21 protein-coding genes are annotated in these 20,584 nt (G+C 57.0%); 3 read left to right on the top strand and 18 right to left on the bottom strand.

Annotated features, from left to right (window positions below; all coding sequences use genetic code 11):
* Position 1: 1 nt before the first annotated feature.
* From emrA to NR795_RS11935, 11 genes are all read right to left on the bottom strand, one after another.
* The gene (gene emrA, locus NR795_RS11985) at positions 2-1,177 is read right to left on the bottom strand and encodes a multidrug efflux MFS transporter periplasmic adaptor subunit EmrA (protein ID WP_144817855.1); all 1,176 of its coding nucleotides are present in this window, start codon (positions 1,175-1,177) and stop codon (positions 2-4) included.
* A gap of 122 nt (positions 1,178-1,299) precedes the next feature.
* Positions 1,300-1,830: a transcriptional repressor MprA gene (mprA, locus tag NR795_RS11980; protein ID WP_042387615.1), complete on the bottom strand. Its 531-nt coding sequence runs from the start codon at positions 1,828-1,830 to the stop codon at positions 1,300-1,302.
* A gap of 163 nt (positions 1,831-1,993) precedes the next feature.
* Positions 1,994-3,178, bottom strand: coding sequence for an MFS transporter (locus NR795_RS11975; protein WP_257758346.1), 1,185 nt, complete (start codon positions 3,176-3,178; stop codon positions 1,994-1,996).
* Positions 3,179-3,304: 126 nt separating this feature from the next.
* The gene (gene proX / locus NR795_RS11970) at positions 3,305-4,300 is read right to left on the bottom strand and encodes a glycine betaine/L-proline ABC transporter substrate-binding protein ProX (RefSeq protein ID WP_144817857.1); all 996 of its coding nucleotides are present in this window, start codon (positions 4,298-4,300) and stop codon (positions 3,305-3,307) included.
* Positions 4,301-4,369: 69 nt separating this feature from the next.
* Positions 4,370-5,461, bottom strand: coding sequence for a glycine betaine/L-proline ABC transporter permease ProW (proW, locus tag NR795_RS11965; protein ID WP_257758345.1), 1,092 nt, complete (start codon positions 5,459-5,461; stop codon positions 4,370-4,372).
* Complete coding sequence (proV, locus tag NR795_RS11960) at positions 5,454-6,656, bottom strand: glycine betaine/L-proline ABC transporter ATP-binding protein ProV (RefSeq protein WP_144817859.1); 1,203 nt, start codon at positions 6,654-6,656, stop codon at positions 5,454-5,456. Before proV ends, proW begins: the two co-directional genes overlap by 8 nt.
* Before the next feature lie 353 nt (positions 6,657-7,009).
* Positions 7,010-7,972, bottom strand: a complete 963-nt coding sequence (nrdF, locus tag NR795_RS11955) for a class 1b ribonucleoside-diphosphate reductase subunit beta (protein WP_144817860.1) — start codon at positions 7,970-7,972, stop codon at positions 7,010-7,012.
* Between the two features lie 10 nt (positions 7,973-7,982).
* On the bottom strand, positions 7,983-10,127 hold the full coding sequence (nrdE, locus tag NR795_RS11950; RefSeq protein ID WP_257758344.1) for a class 1b ribonucleoside-diphosphate reductase subunit alpha: 2,145 nt from the start codon (positions 10,125-10,127) through the stop codon (positions 7,983-7,985).
* Positions 10,100-10,510: a class Ib ribonucleoside-diphosphate reductase assembly flavoprotein NrdI gene (nrdI, locus tag NR795_RS11945; protein ID WP_144817862.1), complete on the bottom strand. Its 411-nt coding sequence runs from the start codon at positions 10,508-10,510 to the stop codon at positions 10,100-10,102. The genes nrdE and nrdI overlap by 28 nt, the downstream gene beginning before the upstream one ends.
* On the bottom strand, positions 10,507-10,752 hold the full coding sequence (nrdH, locus tag NR795_RS11940; RefSeq protein WP_144817863.1) for a glutaredoxin-like protein NrdH: 246 nt from the start codon (positions 10,750-10,752) through the stop codon (positions 10,507-10,509). The genes nrdI and nrdH overlap by 4 nt, the downstream gene beginning before the upstream one ends.
* Positions 10,753-10,933: 181 nt before the next feature.
* Entirely contained in the window at positions 10,934-11,368 is a 435-nt protein-coding gene (locus tag NR795_RS11935; protein WP_257758343.1) for a carboxymuconolactone decarboxylase family protein, read from the bottom strand.
* Between the two features lie 88 nt (positions 11,369-11,456).
* Here NR795_RS11935 and NR795_RS11930 point away from each other — a divergent pair, with 88 nt between their 5' ends.
* Entirely contained in the window at positions 11,457-12,806 is a 1,350-nt protein-coding gene (locus NR795_RS11930) for a PLP-dependent aminotransferase family protein (protein ID WP_257758342.1), read from the top strand.
* A gap of 16 nt (positions 12,807-12,822) precedes the next feature.
* Here the strand turns inward: NR795_RS11930 and NR795_RS11925 are convergent, their stop codons facing one another.
* Complete coding sequence (locus NR795_RS11925; RefSeq protein ID WP_042387595.1) at positions 12,823-13,149, bottom strand: DUF883 family protein; 327 nt, start codon at positions 13,147-13,149, stop codon at positions 12,823-12,825.
* Positions 13,150-13,310: 161 nt separating this feature from the next.
* On the opposite strand from NR795_RS11925, the gene NR795_RS11920 reads away from it, so the two are divergent.
* The gene (locus NR795_RS11920) at positions 13,311-13,655 is read left to right on the top strand and encodes a DUF2002 family protein (RefSeq protein ID WP_144817866.1); all 345 of its coding nucleotides are present in this window, start codon (positions 13,311-13,313) and stop codon (positions 13,653-13,655) included.
* Positions 13,656-13,667: 12 nt separating this feature from the next.
* Here NR795_RS11920 and alaE read toward each other — a convergent pair whose 3' ends face one another.
* Both alaE and NR795_RS11910 read right to left on the bottom strand, forming a co-directional pair.
* Positions 13,668-14,117: an L-alanine exporter AlaE gene (gene alaE / locus NR795_RS11915; RefSeq protein ID WP_257758341.1), complete on the bottom strand. Its 450-nt coding sequence runs from the start codon at positions 14,115-14,117 to the stop codon at positions 13,668-13,670.
* Between the two features lie 294 nt (positions 14,118-14,411).
* Positions 14,412-14,591: a hypothetical protein gene (locus NR795_RS11910; RefSeq protein ID WP_042387590.1), complete on the bottom strand. Its 180-nt coding sequence runs from the start codon at positions 14,589-14,591 to the stop codon at positions 14,412-14,414.
* A 239-nt stretch (positions 14,592-14,830) separates the two neighbouring features.
* On the opposite strand from NR795_RS11910, the gene NR795_RS11905 reads away from it, so the two are divergent.
* Positions 14,831-14,989: a YqaE/Pmp3 family membrane protein gene (locus NR795_RS11905; protein ID WP_042387589.1), complete on the top strand. Its 159-nt coding sequence runs from the start codon at positions 14,831-14,833 to the stop codon at positions 14,987-14,989.
* A 42-nt stretch (positions 14,990-15,031) separates the two neighbouring features.
* Here NR795_RS11905 and NR795_RS11900 read toward each other — a convergent pair whose 3' ends face one another.
* The 4 genes from NR795_RS11900 to pqqF all read right to left on the bottom strand — a co-directional run bounded on the left by NR795_RS11900 (position 15,032) and on the right by pqqF (position 20,584).
* On the bottom strand, positions 15,032-16,444 hold the full coding sequence (locus tag NR795_RS11900) for a DNA cytosine methyltransferase (RefSeq protein WP_257758340.1): 1,413 nt from the start codon (positions 16,442-16,444) through the stop codon (positions 15,032-15,034).
* 68 nt (positions 16,445-16,512) lie between these two features.
* Positions 16,513-17,349 carry a glycerophosphodiester phosphodiesterase family protein gene (locus NR795_RS11895; protein WP_257758339.1) on the bottom strand — a complete coding sequence of 279 codons (837 nt, stop codon included), beginning with the start codon at positions 17,347-17,349 and terminating at the stop codon, positions 16,513-16,515.
* A gap of 151 nt (positions 17,350-17,500) precedes the next feature.
* A complete protein-coding gene (locus NR795_RS11890; RefSeq protein ID WP_144817870.1) occupies positions 17,501-18,145 on the bottom strand; it encodes a helix-turn-helix domain-containing protein in 645 nt (214 codons plus the stop codon).
* Between the two features lie 111 nt (positions 18,146-18,256).
* Complete coding sequence (gene pqqF, locus NR795_RS11885) at positions 18,257-20,584, bottom strand: pyrroloquinoline quinone biosynthesis protein PqqF (protein ID WP_257758338.1); 2,328 nt, start codon at positions 20,582-20,584, stop codon at positions 18,257-18,259.

The raw sequence follows: 20,584 nt of genomic DNA, 5'->3' as shown, positions 1-20,584 counted from the left end.
ATTAGCCCGCGTTGGCCTGCACGATATCGTTAATCAGGATATTAACCGGTTCGAGGCCGATCTCCCGCGCGTTACTCTCATAGGCTGGCGTGGTGCGTGCCTGGCTGGCCAGCATCTGGCCGTCACTGTTACTGGTGTCTACGGTGACCAGCGTCGACAGGCCAATACGCAGCGGATGCTGGGTAAGCTGGTTGGCATCCAGCTCAATACGCACCGGCAGGCGCTGAACCACTTTGATCCAGTTCCCGGTAGCGTTTTGTGCCGGAAGCAGCGAGAAGGCGCTGCCGGTACCCATATCGAGACCGACCACCTTACCGGTGTAGGTCACGTCGTCGCCGTAGATATCGCTCACCACGGTTGCCGTCTGGCCGATACGCATGTGCGCCAGCTGGGTCTCTTTGAAGTTAGCATCCACCCACAGGCCGGAGGCTGGCACCACGGCCATCAGCGGGGTGGTGACGCCGATCTGCGCCCCAGGCTGAACCGCACGGCGTGATACATAGCCGGTCATGGGGCTGACGATCTTGGTACGCTGCAGGGCGAGCCAGGCGTTGCGTACTTCGGCAGCGGCCTGCTGCACCGCAGGCTGATCTTCCAGGCGGGTGCCCAGAATCATCGCCTGGTTGGCGTTATACTGCTGAACCGCCACGTCGAGCTGGGCCTGGGCGCTGGCAACGGCGTCGCGGGCGTGCTGCAGCTCTTCACGGCCAATCAGGTTTGCGGTACCCAGCGGCACGCGGCGGTTAAGATCGCTCTGCGCCTGGGCGAGAGCAGTCTTCTTCACCTCAATATTGGCCTGATACTGCTTGCTGTTGATCATCATCTGGCGGGTCTGGCGCACGCTCGACGCGAGCTCGGTCTGCGCTTTCTCGAACGCCTGCTGAGCGTCAGTGGGATCCAGCGTGACCAGCACGTCACCCTTTTTCACAAAGTCGGTATTGTCGACCCAGACTTTCGTCACGCTGCCGGACACCTGCGCCATGATCTGAACCTGGTTCCCTGCCACGTAAGCGTCGTCAGTCTCTTCATGATGACGCAAAACTAAAAACCAATAGATCCCATATGCCACGGCAATAACGATAAAGAGCAAGGTCAGAATAAGCAGGATGCGCGTACGCTTACCTTTCTTATTATTGACCGGTTGCTGCGGGGTCTGACTCTCCGCATTTGCGCTCATGTTTGTTCTCCACGATCTTATTATTTCACATCGGCTGAGCCGACCTGTTCACCAAAAGGCCAGCACGCTGTGCTGGCCTGGCAATTTCTTATGTAATCAGGATTGTCGTGCGGATCGTCGCGTTAGCGCAGCGCCTCAAGGATGACGTCTTGTTCATCCATCTCATCCAGGCGGGTAAGCAGCTTACGGGTGATCTGCTCAAGCTGCTCTTTCTCTTCGACGGTAAGCGAAGACCAGAGCTGATGCAGGCAGTTATGCTGCGGAGGCAGTACCTGACGTAAAAACTCATGACCTTTATCGGTCAGCTGCAGATGCAGGCAGCGGCGATCGTTATCGCTCTCGCGACGTTCGATCCAGCCGCGCTTTTCCAGTTCATCGGCGATACGGGTCGCGTTAGTACGTGACGAACCCAGCGCACAGCTCAGCTCAGAGGGTTGAATGCTGTGGTTTTCCTGAGACTCCAGCGTAATTAACGCCATAAATAACGTCTCGTTAATCCCTTGAGCTTTCAGCATCTTATTGCGGTTATCCAGCAGCTTCCCCTGCATGTGCATGCACAGACGGGTGAGGAGGATCTCGTTAAACGGGAAATCCTCGTAGCGACTGGCGCGAAATTTTAGCATTTGTTCAATGGGCGTAAACGAACTATCCATTTTGGGCATGACCTCATTAGTTACAGCCGATATAGTAACGATAGTGACAAATAAAGTAAATGTATTAGTTGAGGATATACATTCAGTAACTGAAACCGTCACCAGGCGGGGCATACCTTACCACCCCCGCCGTTATCGATGCTAACTAAAGGTCAATGAACGGTTACTCCGTAGCCGATTGGCGGTGATAGCCACGCCACCAGACCAGCAGGTTGATCAGCGCCACGGCGCTGCCCGCCAGACAGACGCCGCGCCAGCCGTCGTGCTGCCAGGCGCTGGCGGAGATCAGCGACCCGGCCGCGCCGCCGATAAAGTAGCTGGTCATGTAGCCAGCGGTGAGGCGGTTACGCGCCTCCGGCTTAACGCGGTAGATCACCGTCTGGTTGGTGATATGTACCCCCTGCACCGTGAGATCCAGCACGACAATACCGACAATTAACGCCAGCGCCGAGGCGTGGCCGAACCAGATGGCAATCCACGACAGCAGGAGCAGCAGCAGACCCCAGGTGGTGGTCAGGTGCGATTTGCCACGATCGGCAAGGCTTCCCGCTGGACGTGCGCCGAGCGCACCTGCGGCCCCTGCCAGGCCAAACAGGCCGATGACACCTTCGGAGTAGTTAAAAGGCGGAGCGGCAAGCAGGAAGGCCATGGAGGTCCAGAGGATGCTGAAGTTGGCAAAGGTAAAGCAACCCAGTACGGCGCGGGTACGCAGCAGCCTGTCATGGGTAAAGAGGGAGAACACCGAGCCGAGCAGCTGGAAGTAGTTGAGGTGGTTGTCCTGCTTGACCTTGGGCAGGCCGCGCCAGAGGGCAAATGCCATCACCACCATCAGAACGGTAGCCACCCAGTAGACTGTACGCCAGCCGCCGAGGTTCGCCAGCAGCCCGGCCACGGTGCGCGCCAGCAGGATCCCCAGCAGCAGGCCGCTCATGATCGTCCCGACGACCTTGCCGCGCTTCGCCGGTGTAGCGAGGGTCGCAGCCAGCGGGACAAGGATCTGCGCGACGACGGAAAAGAGGCCGGTGAGGGCGGTACCGAGGATCATCATGCCCAGCGACTGGCTGGTGGCGGTGATTAACATCCCGCCCGCCGCGAGCAGGGTCATCACCACGATCATCGACCGGCGCTCGAACATATCTCCCAGCGGCACCAGCAGCAGCAGGCCTGCTGCATAGCCGAGCTGGGCGGCAGTGACGATAAACCCGGCCTGGCTGGAGGAGAGTGAAAAGGCGCGCGCGATGGTATCGAGCAGGGGCTGGGCATAGTAGTTGCTGGCCACGGTCAGGCCGGTAGCCACGGACATAAGCACAATCAGCGCGGGGCTGAGCGGATGGGAGGATTTGGTCATAAGTAGGCGATATTCAGATAAATGATTATTTATCATAACGAATTCGCGGATAGCTGGGGAGAGATCGTGTGTCGGTTCGTGCTGTGGAAAAAATGCTCCCCCACCTGCAGGTGAGGGAGAGAAAGCTTACTGCTGAGCGGCCAGCGCCTCTTTGATCCAGCCGTCAAACTGCTGCTGGTGGGCTTTGATCCAGCCGTCGACGTGGCCCTGGATATCCGCTTCCGAGGCTTTGCCCGCGTGCATCATGGCATTCTGGGCGTTGATGTCCGCCAGCGGCAGCTTCATCACGGAGAACAGCTTCGCCGCCGCCGGGTTTTTCTCGGCCCAGGCTTTGTTGGCAACGATATGCATGGTGTTAACCGGGAAGCCATAGTTCATGCCGTTCGGCAGCTTGGTGTCGATATCTTTCTGCTCGCCCGGCAGGGAGGAGAAGGGTACCTGTAACCAGACGACGTCCCGGCCCGGCTTCATCACGTCACTCACCCAGTATGGGGTCCAGGTGTAATAGATGATGGGCTTACCCTCTTTAAAGCGGGCAATGGTGTCGGCCATCATCGCGGAGTAGTTACCGTGGCTGACCTCGACGGTTTTCTCCAGATCGAAGGCTTTGTTCTGGTGGTTAATCACCGCTTCGCAGCCCCAGCCCGGCGAACAGCCCATCATGTCGGCCTTGCCGTCACCGTTGGTATCAAACAGTTTGGCGATCTTTGGATCCTTCAGCTGCTCGATATTGGTGATGTGATACTTCTCGGCGGTTTTCTTATCAATCAGGTAGCCCTGCGCCGCGCCGGAAACAAAGGTGCCTTCGCGGTAGAACTTCTTATCGCCACCGGCGGCGGCGTACATGTCGTCATGCAGCGGCTGCCAGTTGACGGCGGTAAAGGTGGCATCGCCGGAGGCAATAGAGGTGTAGCCGACGTTGTAGTCCACTTCGCTGGCCTTGTTCACGGTGTAGCCGAGCTTCTCAAGGGCGCGGCTGACCAGCAGCGTCTGGAAGGACTCTTCAGAGATGGTGCTCTGGATCGGCTGGACGGTCATGCCTTTGCCCGGCAGATCCGCCGCGAAGGTGCTGGTTGAGACAAGGGTGGCAAACGCTGTGGCAAAAAGTACGCTATGTCGCATCGTTGTTCCTTAATTATGGGAAGGGAGGAGTAGGCCCGGCAAGCGAAGCGCCGCCGGGCAAAAAGTCACTTATTTAATGAAAGGACGCGTCACTAACCCGATAGGACCCGAGGTATACCAGCGGCGGTTGCCACGGCTGCGGGAGTCGCGGCCCACGGCCTGGGTCAGGCGGTCAAGGATGATCGCCAGGATCACGATCCCGACGCCGCCCACGGTGGCCAGGCCCATATCGAGACGGCCAATACCGCGCAGCACCATCTGGCCGAGGCCGCCCACGGCGATCATCGAGGCGATCACCACCATCGAGAGGGCGAGCATCAGCGTCTGGTTCACACCGGCCATGATGGTCGGCATCGCCAGCGGCAGCTGCACTTTAAACAGCATCTGGCGCGGGCTGGCCCCGAACGAGCGTGAGGCTTCGATCAGATCTTCCGGCACCTGGTTAATACCGAGGATCGTCAGACGCACGATCGGCGGCAGGGCGAAGATAATGGTTACCACCACGCCCGGCACGTTGCCGATCCCGAACAGCATGACGATCGGCACCAGGTAGACAAAGGCCGGCGTCGTCTGCATCGCATCCAGCAGCGGACGAATAATTTTCGCCGCCCGTGGACTGCGTGCCAGCCAGATCCCCATCGGCAGGCCAATCAACACGCAGAAGAGCAGGGCGGTCAGCACCAGCGCCAGGGTGATCATCGCCTGCGACCAGGCACCGATCGCGCCGATCAGGATCAGCGACACCAGGGTAGCGATGCCCATACCCGCGCCGGCAAACTGCCAGGCGATCAGGGCGAAGACCACGATGGCGACCGGGGCAGGCATACCCAGCAGCAGCTGTTGGAAGCCGTTGAGGATATAGTCCACCGGTACGCGGATGCCCTGGAATACCGGACGGAAGTGGGTGACCACCCAGTCAATGCCGGTAGTGACCCAGCTGTCCAGCGGGATCAGCGTCTTGTGGAACGGATCCATAATGTTGAAGTGTTCCGGCGCAGGCGGGGCGCTGTTCAGCCAGTCTGCGCTGCCGCCGTCGGTCGGTGCCGCAGCCGGAGTCGTACCCCATGCGTCGGCGGACTGCGTTGCGGTAGATTGTGTAGCAGCAGATTGCGCGGCGTCTGCCGCCTCGGTGGTTCCCCACGGATTAGATTGATCAGCCATTGTTTGCCCCCTCGCGATCTAAAGCCTGCAGCAGCATCCGTTTTGAGATGATGCCGACGTACTGTTGCTCTTCACCCACTACCGGTACGGCACAGGGTGCCTGGCCTACGTGGGAGAGCAGTTCGCTAAGCGGCGTCTCTGCGTCGACCGGAGCCGGAGAGTCAATGAGCGCCGCGTCGATACCCTGCTGCTGGCTCAGCGCCGCCTTCAGGGAGTCGATGGAGACCGTGCCGACAAACTTGTTGCCGCGCTCGATGACGTAGCCATATTCGCGATCCTCGTCCTCCAGCAGCTTCAGCGCCGAGCGCGGGCCGAAGCCGGGGGCTTTACGCAGCAGGCCAACCGGGCTACGACGGGCAATATCCTTGGCGCTAAACACCTGGCTGATGTCCACGCCGCGGAAGAAGGTGCGCACGTAGTCGTTGGCCGGGTTATTTAAGATCTCATCCGGTGTGCCGACCTGCACCACTTCGCCGCCCTGCATAATGGCGATGCGGTCGCCGATGCGCATGGCTTCGTCGAGATCGTGGGAGATAAAGACAATGGTACGCTGCTGTTTAGACTGGAGCTTCACCAGCTCATCCTGCATCTCGGTACGGATCAGCGGATCGAGGGCCGAGAACGCTTCGTCCATCAGCAGAATATCGGGGTTGATCGCAAGGGCGCGGGCAAGGCCAACGCGCTGGCGCATGCCGCCGGAGAGTTCATCCGGGTAAGCGTGGGCGTAGTTCTCCAGCCCCACCTGACGCAGCGCATCCAGCGCTTTGGTCTGGCGCTCGCCAGCAGGCACTCCCGCTAATTCCATACCAAACGCCGTATTGTCCAGTACGGTCATGTGTGGCATTAGCGCGAATGACTGGAAAACCATCGCAATCTTTTTCCTGCGCACCTCACGGAGTTCGGCGTCTGATATTTTGGCGATATCTACGCCGTCAATCAGCACCTGGCCGCGGGTGGGTTCAATCAGGCGATTGAGAAGGCGAACCATGGTCGATTTCCCCGAACCGGAGAGCCCCATGATGACGAAGATCTCGCCTTCTTCAATGGCCAGACTGGCGTTGATAACGCCAAGGGATAGCCCTGTTTTTTCCAGAATCTGTGCTTTCGAAAGTCCCTTGTCGATATATTTGAACGCCCGCTGCGGGTTGTCGCCAAATATCTTATAGAGATTTTTTACTTCGAGTTTAATTGCCATGCAATAAAAAGGTTCCCGTATTTATTTATATCAATAACAATCCTGATGGAAATAATGAACGGGCTATACCCTAGCACAGTGAGAATCTGAGACAACCCTCAATTGCACCCTGGCATGGAAATTGCCGAACCGCGAGCGGCGCGACTTCCAGTGATATAAGGGCCTGGCGGTGATATGCGAGGGGCGGAATTTTTTTGCCCAGGCGACAGAAATTCCTCCGAATTTACGCAATTCAGAGGAATAATTAGCGCAGGTTAACCATACGTTAGAAAGAAATAAATTTGTAATATGAATGTTGGTTTTGGGAAATATCCTGGCGGGCCAGCCGGGAATATGGCCCGCTAAAAAGGTAATTAAAAGTCCCAGTCTGCGTCTTCGGTTTCCACCGCTTTTCCCATCACGTAGGAGGAACCAGAGCCGGAGAAAAAGTCATGGTTTTCGTCGGCATTGGGTGACAGCGCGGCCAGGATGGCCGGGTTCACGTCGGCCATCTCCGGCGGGAACAGCGCTTCATAGCCGAGGTTCATCAGCGCCTTGTTAGCGTTGTAGCAGAGAAAGGCTTTCACCTCCTCTTCCCAGCCGGTTCCCGCGTAGAGCGCCTCGGTGTAGGCCAGCTCATTGTCGTAAAGCTCCATCAGCAGATCGAGGGCGAAATTTTTCAACGCCTCCCGTTCGCCAGCCTCTACTTTTTCCAGCCCGCGCTGGTACTTATAGCCAATGTAGTAGCCGTGTACCGCTTCATCACGAATGATCAGCCGGATAAGATCGGCGGTATTGGTCAGCTTGCCGCGGCTGGACCAGTACATCGGCAGCCAGAAGCCAGAGTAGAAGAGGAACGACTCCAGAAAGACGCTGGCGATCTTCTTCTTCAGCGGCGCATCGGCGGCGTAGTGCGCCAGAATAATCTGCGCCTTACGCTGGAGCGGAGCGTTCTCCTCGCTCCACGCGTAGGCGGCGTCCACGTCGCTGGTCTGACAGAGGGTGGAGAATATCGAGCTGTAGGAGCGGGCGTGGACCGCCTCCATAAAGCTGATGTTGGACATCACCGCCTCTTCATGGGGGGTGATGGCGTCCGCCATCAGCGCCGGTGCGCCGACGCCGTTCTGAATGGTGTCCAGCAGCGTCAGGCCGGTGAAGACGCGGATTGTCAGCTGCTGCTCGGCGTGGCTTAGCGTTTGCCACGCGGGAATGTCGTTCGACAGCGGCACCTTCTCCGGTAGCCAGAAGTTGCTGGTCAGCCGGTTCCAGACCTCCAGATCCTTATCATCCTGAATAATGTTCCAGTTAACGGCGCTAACCCGTGATAAACGGCTCATTCTCTTCTCCTTACAGCGCGCATGACACGCAGCCTTCAATTTCGGTGCCTTCCAGCGCCAGCTGGCGCAGGCGAATGTAGTACAGCGTTTTGATGCCCCGCTTCCAGGCGTAGATCTGCGCCCGGTTAATGTCGCGGGTAGTGGCGGTATCCGGGAAGAAGAGGGTTAAAGAGAGCCCCTGATCCACATGGCGCGTGGCCGCCGCATAGGTGTCGATGATCTTCTCAGGGCCAATCTCATAGGCATCCTGATAGAGATGCAGGTTATCGTTAGTCATAAACGGGGCAGGGTAGTAGACGCGCCCGGTTTTTCCCTCTTTGCGGATCTCAATCTTCGATACGATGGGATGGATGCTGGAGGTGGCATGGTTGATGTAGGAGATGGAGCCGGTAGGCGGCACGGCCTGCAAATTTTGGTTGTAGATGCCGTAGCGCATCACGTCGTCGCGCAGCTGGCACCACATCTCCCGCGTTGGCAGTACGATGCCCGCCCGCGCAAACAGCGCCCGCACGGCCTCTGTTTTCGGCTGCCAGCGCTCCTCAATATAGTGCGTAAAGTAGTCGCCGCTGGCGTAGCGCGACTGCTCAAATCCGGCAAAGCGCTGGCCTCGTTCGCGGGCCAGCATCATGGAGGTGTTCAGCGCATGCCAGGTAACGGTGTAGAAGTAGAGATTGGTAAAGTCGATCCCCTCTTCGCTGCCGTAGGCGATGCCCTCCCGGGCCAGGTAGCCGTGCAGGTTCATCTGCCCAAGGCCAATGGCGTGCGACGCGGCGTTGCCGGCCTGAATTGAGGGCACGGAGCGAATATGGCTCATGTCCGACACCGCCGTCAGTCCGCGGATGGCGGTCTCTACGCTGCGGCCAAAATCGGGCGAGTCCATGGTATGGGCGATGTTCAGCGAGCCAAGATTGCAGGAGATGTCGTGTCCGGTTTGGGCGTAGTCGAGGTTCTCGTCATACGTCGAGGCGCTGTTGACCTGCAAAATCTCCGAGCAGAGGTTGCTCATGTTGATTCGCCCGGCAATCGGGTTAGCGCGGTTGACCGTATCCTCGAACATAATATACGGGTAGCCCGACTCGAACTGAATCTCTGCCAGCCGCTGGAAGAAATCACGGGCGTTAATGGTGGTTTTGCGAATGCGATCGTCGGCGACCAGCGTGTCATAGTGCTCGCTGATAGCGATATCGGCAAAGGGTTTGCCGTAGATGCGCTCTACGTCGTAGGGGGAGAAGAGTGCCATCGGGGCGTTCTCCTTCGCCAGTCGGAAGGTGACGTCCGGGATTACGACGCCCAGCGACAGGGTTTTAATGCGGATCTTCTCATCGGCGTTCTCGCGCTTGGTATCAAGAAAGCGCAGGATATCCGGGTGGTGAGCGTGCAGATAGACGGCCCCGGCCCCCTGGCGCGCCCCCAGCTGATTGGCGTAGGAGAAGGCATCCTCCAGCATCTTCATTACCGGGATAACGCCCGAGGACTGGTTTTCTATCCGCTTGATCGGCGCGCCCGCCTCGCGCAGGTTCGACAGCAGGAAGGCGACGCCGCCGCCGCGCTTGGAGAGCTGGAGCGCCGAGTTCACCGCCCGGCCAATCGACTCCATATTGTCTTCAATGCGCAGCAGGAAGCAGGAGACCAGCTCCCCACGCTGCTGCTTACCCGCATTTAAAAAGGTAGGCGTTGCAGGCTGGAAGCGGCCGGAGAGCATCTCTTCGCTAAGCTGGCGCGCCAGCGCCTCGTCGCCCTGGGCCAGGGTCAAGGCAACCATCACCACCCGATCCTCAAAGTGCTCCAGGTAGCGCTTGCCGTCGAAGGTTTTTAGCGTATAGCTGGTGTAGAACTTCCATGCACCCAGAAAAGTGTGGAAACGAAAGCCGCTGCGGTGAGCGGTGGCAAAGAGATCGACAACAAACTCCTGACCATAGCGTGCCAGCACGCTGCCGTCGTAGTAGCCCTCGTTCACCAGGTAGTCCAGCCGCGCCTGCTGGCTGGCAAAGGTCACGGTATTCGGCAGGACATGCGCGGTGTAAAACGCCTCCACCGCCTGACGATCTTTATCCAACTGAATGTGGCCTGATGAATCATAGAGATTCAGCATGGCATTCAGCGCATGGTAGTCCGGCGCGGCCTGCATCACGCGTTCTGCGGTTGTCGTTGCCAAAATTCGCTCACTCCTTTTCGCACGTTGTCGAGATCCTGCTGCGTGCCCATCAGTTCAAAACGGTAGAGATAAGGGACGCTGCACTTTTGAGAAATCACATCCCCGGCGCGGCCATAGGCATCACCGAAGTTACGGTTGCCAGCGGCAATAACGCCACGGATCAGCGCCCGGTTTTGTGGATCGTTCAGAAAGCGGATCACCTGGCGCGGCACCGCGCCTGCCGTACCGCCTCCGCCGTAGCTGGGAACGATCAGAATATAGGGAGCGTCCACCTGAATACGCTCGCGCTCGTTAAGCGGAATGCGCACCGCCGGCAGCCCGAGACGCTCAATAAAGCGCTGCGTATTTTCCGAGCTGCTGGAGAAGTAGACGAGGGTGCTCATGCGCTGGCGACGCGGGAGGCGGGCTGCAGGCGGTTAATCATATCCGGACGAAAGCCCGACCAGCTGGTGTCGCCCGCAATTACCACCGGCAGCTGGCGGAAACCCTGCTCCCGCAGCGTATCGGCAGCTTCCGGAACGAGATCGATATTCACCATCTCAAACTTCACGCCCCGGCTCTCCATAGCCCGTTTTGTGGCGTGGCACTGAACACAGTCGTTTCGAGTGTAAATAGTAATGATCATGATTCGTATTCCCATCTATAATAGCAGGTCGGCGCGAAATGTCGCCCCGGGAGATGTTGTTCTTGCTTACAGGAATACTAGATGTAGATATAAAAATTATCAACCACGCTATATATAGGTTTTAGGGCGGATTTTTGCCCCGTCGACGCATGCGACGGGGGCGGGGAGGTTTTGGCTGAAATTACAGGCGCATGGCAACGGCGAGGCGGTTAAATGCATTCATAAGGCTTATGGCACATGTCAGATCGCTCACCTGCTCAGCGCTAAAATGGGCCAACAGCGGCTGATAAACGCTCTCTTCCGCGTGGCTGTCGGCAATATGGGTCACCGACTCGGCCCATGCCAGCGCCGCCTGCTCTCTGTCACTGAAGTGGTGGCTGATCCGCCACCCTGCCAGCGCATCGAGTTTTGCCTGCTCAACACCCGCTTTACGCAGCGCCCGGCTGTGCTTGTCGAGACAGAATGCACAGCCGTTGATCTGTGAAATACGCAGGTAGATAAGCTCAATAAACGTGTTATCAAGCGAGCATTGCTCCAGTGCCTGGCTGGCCTGAATCAGGCCGTTATAGATGGCTGGGCTAAGTTCATAGAAAGGCTGGCGTAGTAGCTGGGTCATCACTCTTCTCCTCGTTAAGATGGCGAAAATGTAGCACTATGATGGTCTGCTCTGGAGAGCCATATTTTGATTAAAAAGGCAGACCATAATGGACGCACGCTATCAGCAAATTGCCCGGCAGCTTAAGGCCGCCATTACTTCAGGAGAGCTCAAAACCGGGAGTCGGCTGCCGTCGAGCCGGACATGGGCCCAGGAGAATGGCATTTCACGTACAACGGTTGAGCAGGCTTACGGCGAGCTGGTCGCGCAGGGATGGCTGGAGCGGCGTGGGCAGGCGGGCACCTTCGTGAGCCAGACTTCACCTTCGGCGTTAGCAGAGACGCCCGCCGTACAGCACGGCGACGAGCATGAGCCGAAGCCGTTTCAGATGGGCCTGCCCGCGCTGGATCTCTTTCCGCGTGCGCTGTGGGCGCGGCTGACCGGCAGACGTCTGCGTACCCAGTCGCGCTTCGATCTCACGCTTGGGGATCCGGCGGGCGAGGCTATGCTGCGCCAGGCCATCGCCGACTACCTGCGCTTCTCCCGCAGCATTGAGTGCCAGCCGGAGCAGATATTTATTACCTCGGGCTATGCGCAGTCGATGAGCCTGATCCTGCAAACGCTGGCCCGCCCGGGGGATGGCATGTGGGTGGAAGATCCCGGGTTCCCGTTGATCTCTTCTGCCATTGAGGGGGAAGGGGTCCAGCGTCTCCCGGTGCCCGTGGACCAGAACGGAATGGATATCGAGACGGCGATAGCGCGCTGGCCCCAGGCGCGTTTTGCGTTGCTCACCCCGGCCCATCAAAGCCCGTTGGGCGTTGCGCTGTCGCTCCCCCGCCGCAGGCAGGTGCTGGCATGGGCGGCCCAGCAGGCCGCGTGGATTATTGAGGATGACTACGACAGCGAGTTTCGCTATCACGGCAGGCCGCTGCCGCCGTTAAAGAGCCTCGATGCCCCGCAGCGGGTGATCTATACCGGCACCTTTAGTAAATCCCTGTTTCCAGCCATACGCACGGCCTGGATCGTCGTGCCAGCCGCGGAAGCAGCGGCGTTTCGCCAGCGGATCACCAGCACTCCGTGCAGCGTCCCCACGCTGTGGCAGTGCGCGCTGGCGGATTTTATTCAGCAGGGACATTTTTGGCGTCATTTAAAAAAGATGCGGCTGCACTATGCTCAACGGCGCGCCTGGCTGGAAGCGGCGCTCATCCACTACGGCTTTAACGTAGTGCCTCAGCAAGGTGGTATTCAGCTGGTGGCCGAGATCGACGGGGATGACAGAGCCATTGTGGCGCGGGCGCAGCAGAGGGGGCTGGCAGTACAGGCGTTAAGCGACTGGCACAGCGCGCAGCCGGGACGTCGCGGGATTTTAATGAGCTTCACGAATATTACGTCCGCCGAAATGGCGATGCAGTGGGTAGGGCGGCTCTATGAGAACGAAAAGAAACCCCGTGAGGGTTAGCTCACGGGGTTGGGTATTAACGACGGAGGCTTAGCAGCGCACCGAGGAAGATCCCGGCGGCAGCGGCAGCACCTACGCTGCACCATGGCCTGTCTTTAACAAAGCTATCCGCACAGCCGGCAACATCGGTCGCTGCTTGCGTAACGCGGTTACGGCCATGCAGCTTGGCTCGGGTCTGTTTCAGCAGCGCCTGTGCTTTACGACGGGCACCGTCTGCATCATCTTTTGCATCGCTTCCCCAGGACTTCAATACCGCCTCCAGAGAGTCCGCTAGCTGGCTGACATCATTATTAATATCGTCTACGCCTGCATCTACGTCGCTACGGTTTGGTCTTCTAAGCATATGATCCTCCCTTGATTTCGATGTATTAATCAGTGTAGCGCAAAATTTTAACCTCTGACGCCAATCACGACTTGATGGGGCGTTTATGGACTTTTCCGAAAGCGCTGCTAATGCTCAATACTGTAAGGTGGCGCTGCTGTAGACGATGACGAGGATAAAATATGTATTTACGACCCGATGAGGTGGCACGCGTTCTTGAGAAGGCGGGATTTACCATGGACGTCGCGACGCCAAAGGCCTATGGCTATCGTCGCGGAGATAACTATGTGTATGTGAATCGTGAAGCGCGAATGGGGCGCACGGCGCTGATTATTCATCCTACGCTAAAAGAGCGCAGCCAGACGCTGGCTGAACCGGCTTCCGATATCAAGACCAGCGATCACTATCAGCACTTTCCGCTCTACTTAGGCGGCGATGCGCAGGAGCACTACGGCATTCCGCACGGTTTTAGTTCACGTATGGCGCTGGAGCGTTATCTGACTGGACTCTTTGGCGAGTCGGCCTGACTCGCCACGCCATCAGGCTTTGGCCTGATGATAGCTGCTCACCCGGAACAGGCGACGGCAGTAATCGAGAAAGTAGCCATAGGCTGCGCCCATCACCATTGAAACCACGATATTTGAACTGACGGCAGCAGCAATCTGATGCCAGTCAGCCCCCACCACTAGCAGGATTGTCACGTAGACCGGCGACTGAAAAGTCACATACGCCAGCACGTCCGCCATGTTTTTAACTCCACCAGCAGGGGAGAGGCGTCGGGCGAAGCGCATAAAGGCATCGCGGTAGAGGCCATACGGCCATGCAATAAGGATGTTTACCGGGATCGCTACCAGCCGCGAGGAGAGAGACTGCTCGAACGTCATTCCCGAGAGGAAAATCTCAATCAGCATGTTCACGACAGAACAGTAGACGACCATCGCAAAGGTGTCTGCCATGGCATGACGCAGGCGAGACTGGGGAGAGAACATGCTGATGCTCCTGCATAAAGGCAACGAAAGGGGAAGGTTTGACAGCGTTTTGCGGCGCTGCTTTGATTGCGCATAGATTATATCTCTGCCTGTCAGCGTACAACTAGCGTAAAATTTTTATTTATCACGCTTTTGTCGATAACATTCTCTGCGGCAGGCTGTTTTTCATCCGCTGCGTTATTTTTGGTGGGGTAGTTAGGTAATGTTTTACTAATCAAGAAGTTATTAAAAAGAGGTGGAACGGCGAGGGGAAGCGGTACGGTGAGCGGATGCCCACCGTAGAAGCGGTGTCTTTTAGCAGACGCCGAAATTGCCTTCTTCTTTGTACAAGGTGACATCAGCAGCCTTAATGGTTACCTTTTCACCCTGCTCGTTACTGGCGGGTACGGCCACAATCTGGTCATCATTTACTTCCACAACTTTAAGCTTCTGGCCGCCGATGCGGGGCTGCACATAATCACCAACTGAAAACATAGCGTCTCTCCTCTCTTTTGATGCATTCACTATAGGTCAGGCCAGCGGCCTGAGAAAATAAATAAGACCGATTATAACTATCGTTCAACACCTTAAGACAGATTAAGCCAAAGTTTAAGGGTAAGTAAAAGAGGGTAAAAGCACGGGGCGAAAGTGGCAGAGTCACTTAAAATAGCTACGCTTAAAGAGAAAATGTCTTTTTATACAGCCACCTGGATAAATTTTACACGGGAGTAATTATGGGTTTCTGGCGAATTGTACTGACAATTATTCTGCCCCCGCTGGGCGTGCTGCTTGGCAAGGGCTTTGGTATGGCGTTCATTCTGAACATCATCCTGACACTTCTGGGGTACATCCCGGGGCTGATCCACGCTTTCTGGGTGCAGTCGCGTTCATAATGCCGTTTTCGGGCAGGAGACCTGCCCGTAACCATCATCCCGCTAGCGTTTTTTAACCGCTTCGAGGATCCAGGGTTCCAGCAGCTTCGCCACGGCAGCGAAGACCGGAACCACGACGGAGTTACCGAACTGGCGGTAAGCCTGGGTATCGGACACCGGTATACGAAACGGTGCCTGCCCAGGCTTTTCAAACCCCATCAGACGAGCGCACTCCCTCGGCGTTAAGCGTCGGGGCCGCCGCAGCTGGTTATCAGCGTTGCCGAAGTCAGCTTCGCCGAGCGCGCGATCCCATCCCCTGTCGATTAAAATCTCTGAACCATCCTTGTAGTAGCGGGCTGACAGAGTACGCGCCACGCTCTCTGCGCGGGTGGGATCCACCAGACCGAAACCAAAGCCGTTACCCTTTGCCTGATGTTTTTTGGCGTAGTGCCAGAGATAGTGCCACAGCTTTTCTGACAGGATGTATTTGCTGTCCGCGTCCGGCTGCAGGAGCTCACCAAAGGCAGGGCGGCGTTCAGGGTAGAAGCGGGCAACGTCGCGCAGGGTAAAGCCGTTATGGATGCCCAGATCGCGTCTGAACCCCACCAGCACAATGCGCTCCCGGTGCTGGGGCAGGAAGTGGCGGCCATCGATAACCTTGGGATCGTCTTTACCCACTGCGGCCGCATCGGCAACCTCATAGCCCAGCTCATCCAGCGTCGCCATGATGACGGCGAAAGTTTTACCTTTATCGTGGCTCTTTAGGTTCTTCACATTTTCCAGCACGAAGATAGCGGGCTTTTTCGCTTTGATAATTCGCGCAACGTCGAAAAAGAGGGTGCCTTGCGCTTCACACTCAAAGCCGTGTGCCCGGCCCAGGGCGTTCTTCTTGCTGACGCCTGCCAGACTGAACGGCTGGCAGGGGAAACCGGCCAGCAGCACGTCGTGATCGGGGATCTCAGCGTCAATATGCGCATAGGCCTCGGTTTCCGACACGTCTTTATCCGCGCTAAGCGTGACTTCGCGGATATCCTGGTTAAAGCGATGGGATGCTTCGTCATTGAACCAGTTAGCCTGGTAGGTACGAACCGCATTTTTGTTCCACTCGCTGGTGAACACACACTGTCCGCCGATGGCTTCAAAGCCGTGGCGTATGCCACCGATGCCGGCAAAAAGATCGATAAAGCGAAAGGCATAGTGGGGATGATGTGCCGGAGGAGAGGGAAGCATCTTATGCAGCAGCTCTGCTTCTAATGCCGTCAGAGTTTTCGGTGCGCTTTTCCCGTTTACCCAGCGGTTAAGCGTCTCCCGACTCCACTCGCTCTTACCCAGCTTACGCAGCTGCTCCGCCACATATTTTTGACCATAGATGGCCAGCACCTGGTCCAGCAGCTTCCTGTCCTGAGCCTGCTGCAGCTCCTCATGCGTACGCGCACGCTCAAGCAAATCCTGCGCTATTACATCAAATTCCGCCATGATCTCTCCTTGGGGTTAATGCGTGAAAATATATCACTCATTTGACCCAGCGAAACAGAGATTTCTTGCTAACGGGTATCGGGTAGCGGGGAGTCAACAAGTACGCTATCTGCGTGCAGCGTCTGCGCTATCTGGTACAGGGTTTCAGTATCCCCTCCAGTAAGGATCACTTTGGCAAGCTTGTTATTCCTGAAGCAGCGCATGGCTTCCTGACCCCACGCCAGCGGCGAAGCGCCTGGTGCATTTTGTATATAGCGTTGATATTTTAGGATATACCACTTTTCAATTGCGAATGAAGGAACATCACAGCGATGGTTGATGATGATATCCGAGAGCACCGTCTGGGTAGCTTGCTCGGTCTCAAATCGCGCGATGGTATCGGGCAGAGCGTCAAGGAAGAGCGCATTATTTGCATATACGCGCACCCTGTTGTAGCTATGGCTCTTTTCAAGTACGTCTTCCAGCAGCACGGAAAAGAGCTGAGGAGGCGTACCGGGTGAGTTAATCTCGAGAAAGAAAAAGGTGTTGGGCCATCTTTTGAGCACCTCTGCCAGGGTAGGTACATAGAGATTTTTGCCTCGCAAGGGGTAATCTGGTTTACCATACCAGTAGCCTGCGTCGGCCTGGTGAAGTTGGGCGACGGTATAGGCCGCGACCGGCCCTTTCAGGTTGGTTAACGTCTGCAGATCGGCAGGGCGATAGAGGACGATCTCATTATCTTTACTGAGCTGTAGGGTCAGCCAGATGGCATTCGCCCCGCTATCGACAGCCTTTTTGATTGATAAAAGCGTATTTTCTGGGGTATCTACCGTACCCTGGCGGGTAATGACCAGCGGCTCTGAAGCCAGTGCCACGATTGAAAATAGCATACCGACAGAGAGCATTAATTTAAACAAAATACGCATTGTTGTTTCTCTTACAGGGCGGCAGCATCGTGAAGACCCTCTCTTTTTTTACAGGGGGTGCGTAAAGATGGCATGTTAAAGAATTAATTATAAAATAATATTCTTACGATGAATGTATTAAGCTATCTATTTTTATGCCTTAACGGTTTAATTAAAATTTTTCCGGCAGGTTTCTGTTGATGCGTATAAGCTTGCCTTTTTTCATCTCTATAAACCCACCCGCCTTCAGTTCTGCAAGAATTTTCAAAATGATGCTGCGCGATAGCCTGGAAAACGTCTGCATATATTTGACTACGGTGTAGCGCTCCTTCAGCGAGTAGGCGGTCTCTCGGTCCATATAGATAAGATAGCTTCTGATGATATCATAAGCCGACTGTAGTCCAGACGCTGCGGTTCTCGCTGCCAGAGTATTAACAATCGTCAGTATAATCTTCATAACATCTGGCCAGAGCCGGTTCTCTTCGACGATCTTAATAAATTTATCAACGCCTACTGAATAAACCATACACGGCGCGATAGCTTCATATTGGGCAATAGCACCCGAAGGCGCAAGCTGTCCGAGGCCCAGAATCGATGGGCCGGTGACGATGGCTAAATTTTGCTTTTTATCTCCCTCACCCAACGCACAAATCATGGCTCCGCTGAGCAAAAAAACGATCTTTCCTGGCGGGGCGCCATTTCGTGCGGCGGTTGGCAATGTCTGGCCTGTTTCGATAAGACAGGGCTGGTTAACAGGAAAGTGAGATAAAATATTTTCAATAGAAGCCAGCGGTTTTTCTAATGCTTTCAGATCCATTGTTGTCTACCGTGCTATAAAAATATGAAGAGTGGAATAGTACAAGCTGATGGTGTGGAATGAAATGAGCAGGCGCGGCCAAAAATCATAAGCACGGCATTAATAATATTTTTATAATAGCTTAATACTCTGGTGCAGCCTCTGCTGCCAATACTGGAGCTGCGTCAATGATAATAAGGAGACGTGCTCCAGAGGCATACGGTTTTCCAGTGCGATTTCCCGGGCGCGCTGCAGCGGCTCAGCACTAAGCTGCCGCACATTTTGCCGCACTCTTTGCTGTATCTGATTCAACTCACCGACCTCCAGAGTCGCTAACGTATGCTGCATGTTGAGTAAAAATTCATTGGTAAACCGTTGCAGCTGTTCAACGCTAAACGTCGGGGACTGGAGAGCGAACAGCAGACCTTCAACCTCACCGCTGCGGTAGAGCGCGCACTGCACTACGTAGCCGATGTTGTGCTCCACGCGGAGCCGCTGGAAGTAGCGCGGCGCGTATAGCTGAGCCAGCACGCGCAGCGCCCAGCGTCCCTCAGCTTCATTATTTGCTAAAGGATAAAATTGCAGCAGCGCATGTTCGCTGCCGCTCTCTGTCAGCATGACAGGATGATGCTGGCGCGGAGAGGCTATTGACCGTTCAGCAGTGACGGAACAGGGAGAATCGCTGAGCAGATGCGCCAGCCGCTGCTGTAATGCTTCATCGCCGCCGACCAGCGTGGCGTGCCAGTTGGGCATTGGCTGTGGTGAGGCATTTAACGCCGCGGGTAGCTGCGCTAACAGGCGGCGGATAGCGATATCGTATTGCTCTGCCAGCCGGGCGCGGCGCTGGTTTCTTGCTGCTTCATGGCGCATTGCCGGTGTCAGCCCCGCCAGCGCACGGTTTATGAGACTCAGACCATGGCAGATCAGCGCCTCGCTGCCCGTCAGCTGCAGCAGCCATATACCCTGATGACGTTCCACGCTGACATGTCCATCCCGGTGTGCCAGTTCAGCGGCGACGGCACGCAGCGCCACCTGCATGCATCCGGCATGCTCATCGGTAAGCGCTGCGGGCCATGCGGGATAGAGCAACAGCACCGGCTGTGCGTCTCCGGGAAGAAGATGCCGAAGCGGTGCCCGATCTGCAGGCAGTACCGGCATTGGCGGTAGTGCCGAAGAGGAGAAAAAGTGGAACGCTTCGGCGGCAGGAGCGGCGGCGGCGTTGGTAAAAGGGCCGAGCACCAGCGGCAACCCCTGAAGTTCATGTTTTTCGCCGCCGCCCTCAGGGCGCACGGCCAGACGGCGGCGGGGGGCGACAATCAGTGCAGCGATATGCTGACGCCAGCCGTCATGCTGTTCTGCGGGCGGCAGACCAAATGCTTTGGCCCGCAGCTGATCGAGCGGCGCCCGCTGTTTGACGTCGCGGTTCGCCAACTGGCGATAATGCTCAAGCTGGGCAGGGGTCAGGTCACGTAGAGACCCCAGCCACGCAAGCAGGGCGCTTTCAATGTTAGCGGCTTCGTGAGCCGACCCGCTATTGACGGTAAAGATAAAGCTCAGCAGCGCGCTGTTTTCACTACAGCGTAAATAATCGAGTCGAACGGCGTCGCAGCATGCCTGAGCCCGCAGCCTGGCCAGCAGCCCTCCGGGGGCCTCATCCAGCAGCAGGCGCTCCAGACGCCGCAGCCAGCTACGTGACCGGAAGGGCTGAAGGGCAAACACCAGCCGCAGCTGGGGGGCACCGGGGAGAGAGAGGGTATAATCCTGCCCGGCGACCAGCGGCGGCGCTGCTACCTGCGGGAGGGCATTGCCAGCGATAAAACGGTTGCCGTAGCGTGTCGCCAGCGTATGCAGCGCCTCCAGCGGCTGGGGGCCATGCAGCCATAGCGTCATGGCCGGGGCACGGAAATAGCGGCGATGAAACTGCCGCAGGGCGCGTTGCAGGGCTGGAGTGTTATCGCCAAAGGCCGCGCGGCTGCCGATATGAAAGCGGTGCAGGGCGTCAATGCCGCTGAACATGTGCCGCTGTGCGGCTTCGCAGCAGGTTTCCGCATCGGTACGGAGCAGATGATACTCTGCGTCGATCACCTCAATCTCTTGCTTTACCGCCCCGGCAGTAAGCCGCGGCGCGGCGAGCATATCGCTCAGACGGGCCAGTCCATCCGCCAGGTGTTCGCTGCCGGCTTCAAAGAAGAGAGCCGTTTGCGTGGTCTGCGTCGTGGCGTTCACCCTGCCACCTACCGACTGTGCCCAGGCAATAAGGCTATCCTCTGCGGCAAAGTTAGCGCTGCCGCGAAACAGCATATGCTCCAGCAGATGTGCGAGGCCAGGCCAGGCGGTGGGCTCCTGGAAAGATCCCGCCTCGACCCGCACCAGAGCCGCGGCGCAGGTTGCGGCGGGGTCGCTGACGGCGTGAATGCGTAGGCCGTTATCGAGCAGCCAGCAGGCGTTGGCGATCTCCAC

Origin of the sequence: Pseudescherichia sp. L3, from assembly GCF_024656065.1 — a bacterium.
Taxonomy (GTDB): domain Bacteria; phylum Pseudomonadota; class Gammaproteobacteria; order Enterobacterales; family Enterobacteriaceae; genus Pseudescherichia.
This window is presented reverse-complemented; position numbering and strand designations above follow the sequence as displayed.

Coding starts and splice junctions, on each gene's coding strand:
- nrdF (WP_144817860.1), bottom strand. CDS start 7,972: ATGAGCCGTTTATCACGGGTTAGCGCCGTTAACTGGAACATTATTCAG.
- nrdI (WP_144817862.1), bottom strand. CDS start 10,510: ATGAGCACCCTCGTCTACTTCTCCAGCAGCTCGGAAAATACGCAGCGC.
- NR795_RS11920 (WP_144817866.1), top strand. CDS start 13,311: ATGTATTTACGACCCGATGAGGTGGCACGCGTTCTTGAGAAGGCGGGA.
- NR795_RS11925 (WP_042387595.1), bottom strand. CDS start 13,149: ATGCTTAGAAGACCAAACCGTAGCGACGTAGATGCAGGCGTAGACGAT.
- NR795_RS11900 (WP_257758340.1), bottom strand. CDS start 16,444: ATGGCGGAATTTGATGTAATAGCGCAGGATTTGCTTGAGCGTGCGCGT.
- proV (WP_144817859.1), bottom strand. CDS start 6,656: ATGGCAATTAAACTCGAAGTAAAAAATCTCTATAAGATATTTGGCGAC.
- emrA (WP_144817855.1), bottom strand. CDS start 1,177: ATGAGCGCAAATGCGGAGAGTCAGACCCCGCAGCAACCGGTCAATAAT.
- NR795_RS11905 (WP_042387589.1), top strand. CDS start 14,831: ATGGGTTTCTGGCGAATTGTACTGACAATTATTCTGCCCCCGCTGGGC.
- NR795_RS11890 (WP_144817870.1), bottom strand. CDS start 18,145: ATGGATCTGAAAGCATTAGAAAAACCGCTGGCTTCTATTGAAAATATT.
- proX (WP_144817857.1), bottom strand. CDS start 4,300: ATGCGACATAGCGTACTTTTTGCCACAGCGTTTGCCACCCTTGTCTCA.
- NR795_RS11975 (WP_257758346.1), bottom strand. CDS start 3,178: ATGACCAAATCCTCCCATCCGCTCAGCCCCGCGCTGATTGTGCTTATG.
- proW (WP_257758345.1), bottom strand. CDS start 5,461: ATGGCTGATCAATCTAATCCGTGGGGAACCACCGAGGCGGCAGACGCC.
- NR795_RS11895 (WP_257758339.1), bottom strand. CDS start 17,349: ATGCGTATTTTGTTTAAATTAATGCTCTCTGTCGGTATGCTATTTTCA.
- mprA (WP_042387615.1), bottom strand. CDS start 1,830: ATGGATAGTTCGTTTACGCCCATTGAACAAATGCTAAAATTTCGCGCC.
- NR795_RS11930 (WP_257758342.1), top strand. CDS start 11,457: ATGGACGCACGCTATCAGCAAATTGCCCGGCAGCTTAAGGCCGCCATT.
- NR795_RS11935 (WP_257758343.1), bottom strand. CDS start 11,368: ATGACCCAGCTACTACGCCAGCCTTTCTATGAACTTAGCCCAGCCATC.
- alaE (WP_257758341.1), bottom strand. CDS start 14,117: ATGTTCTCTCCCCAGTCTCGCCTGCGTCATGCCATGGCAGACACCTTT.
- nrdH (WP_144817863.1), bottom strand. CDS start 10,752: ATGATCATTACTATTTACACTCGAAACGACTGTGTTCAGTGCCACGCC.
- NR795_RS11910 (WP_042387590.1), bottom strand. CDS start 14,591: ATGTTTTCAGTTGGTGATTATGTGCAGCCCCGCATCGGCGGCCAGAAG.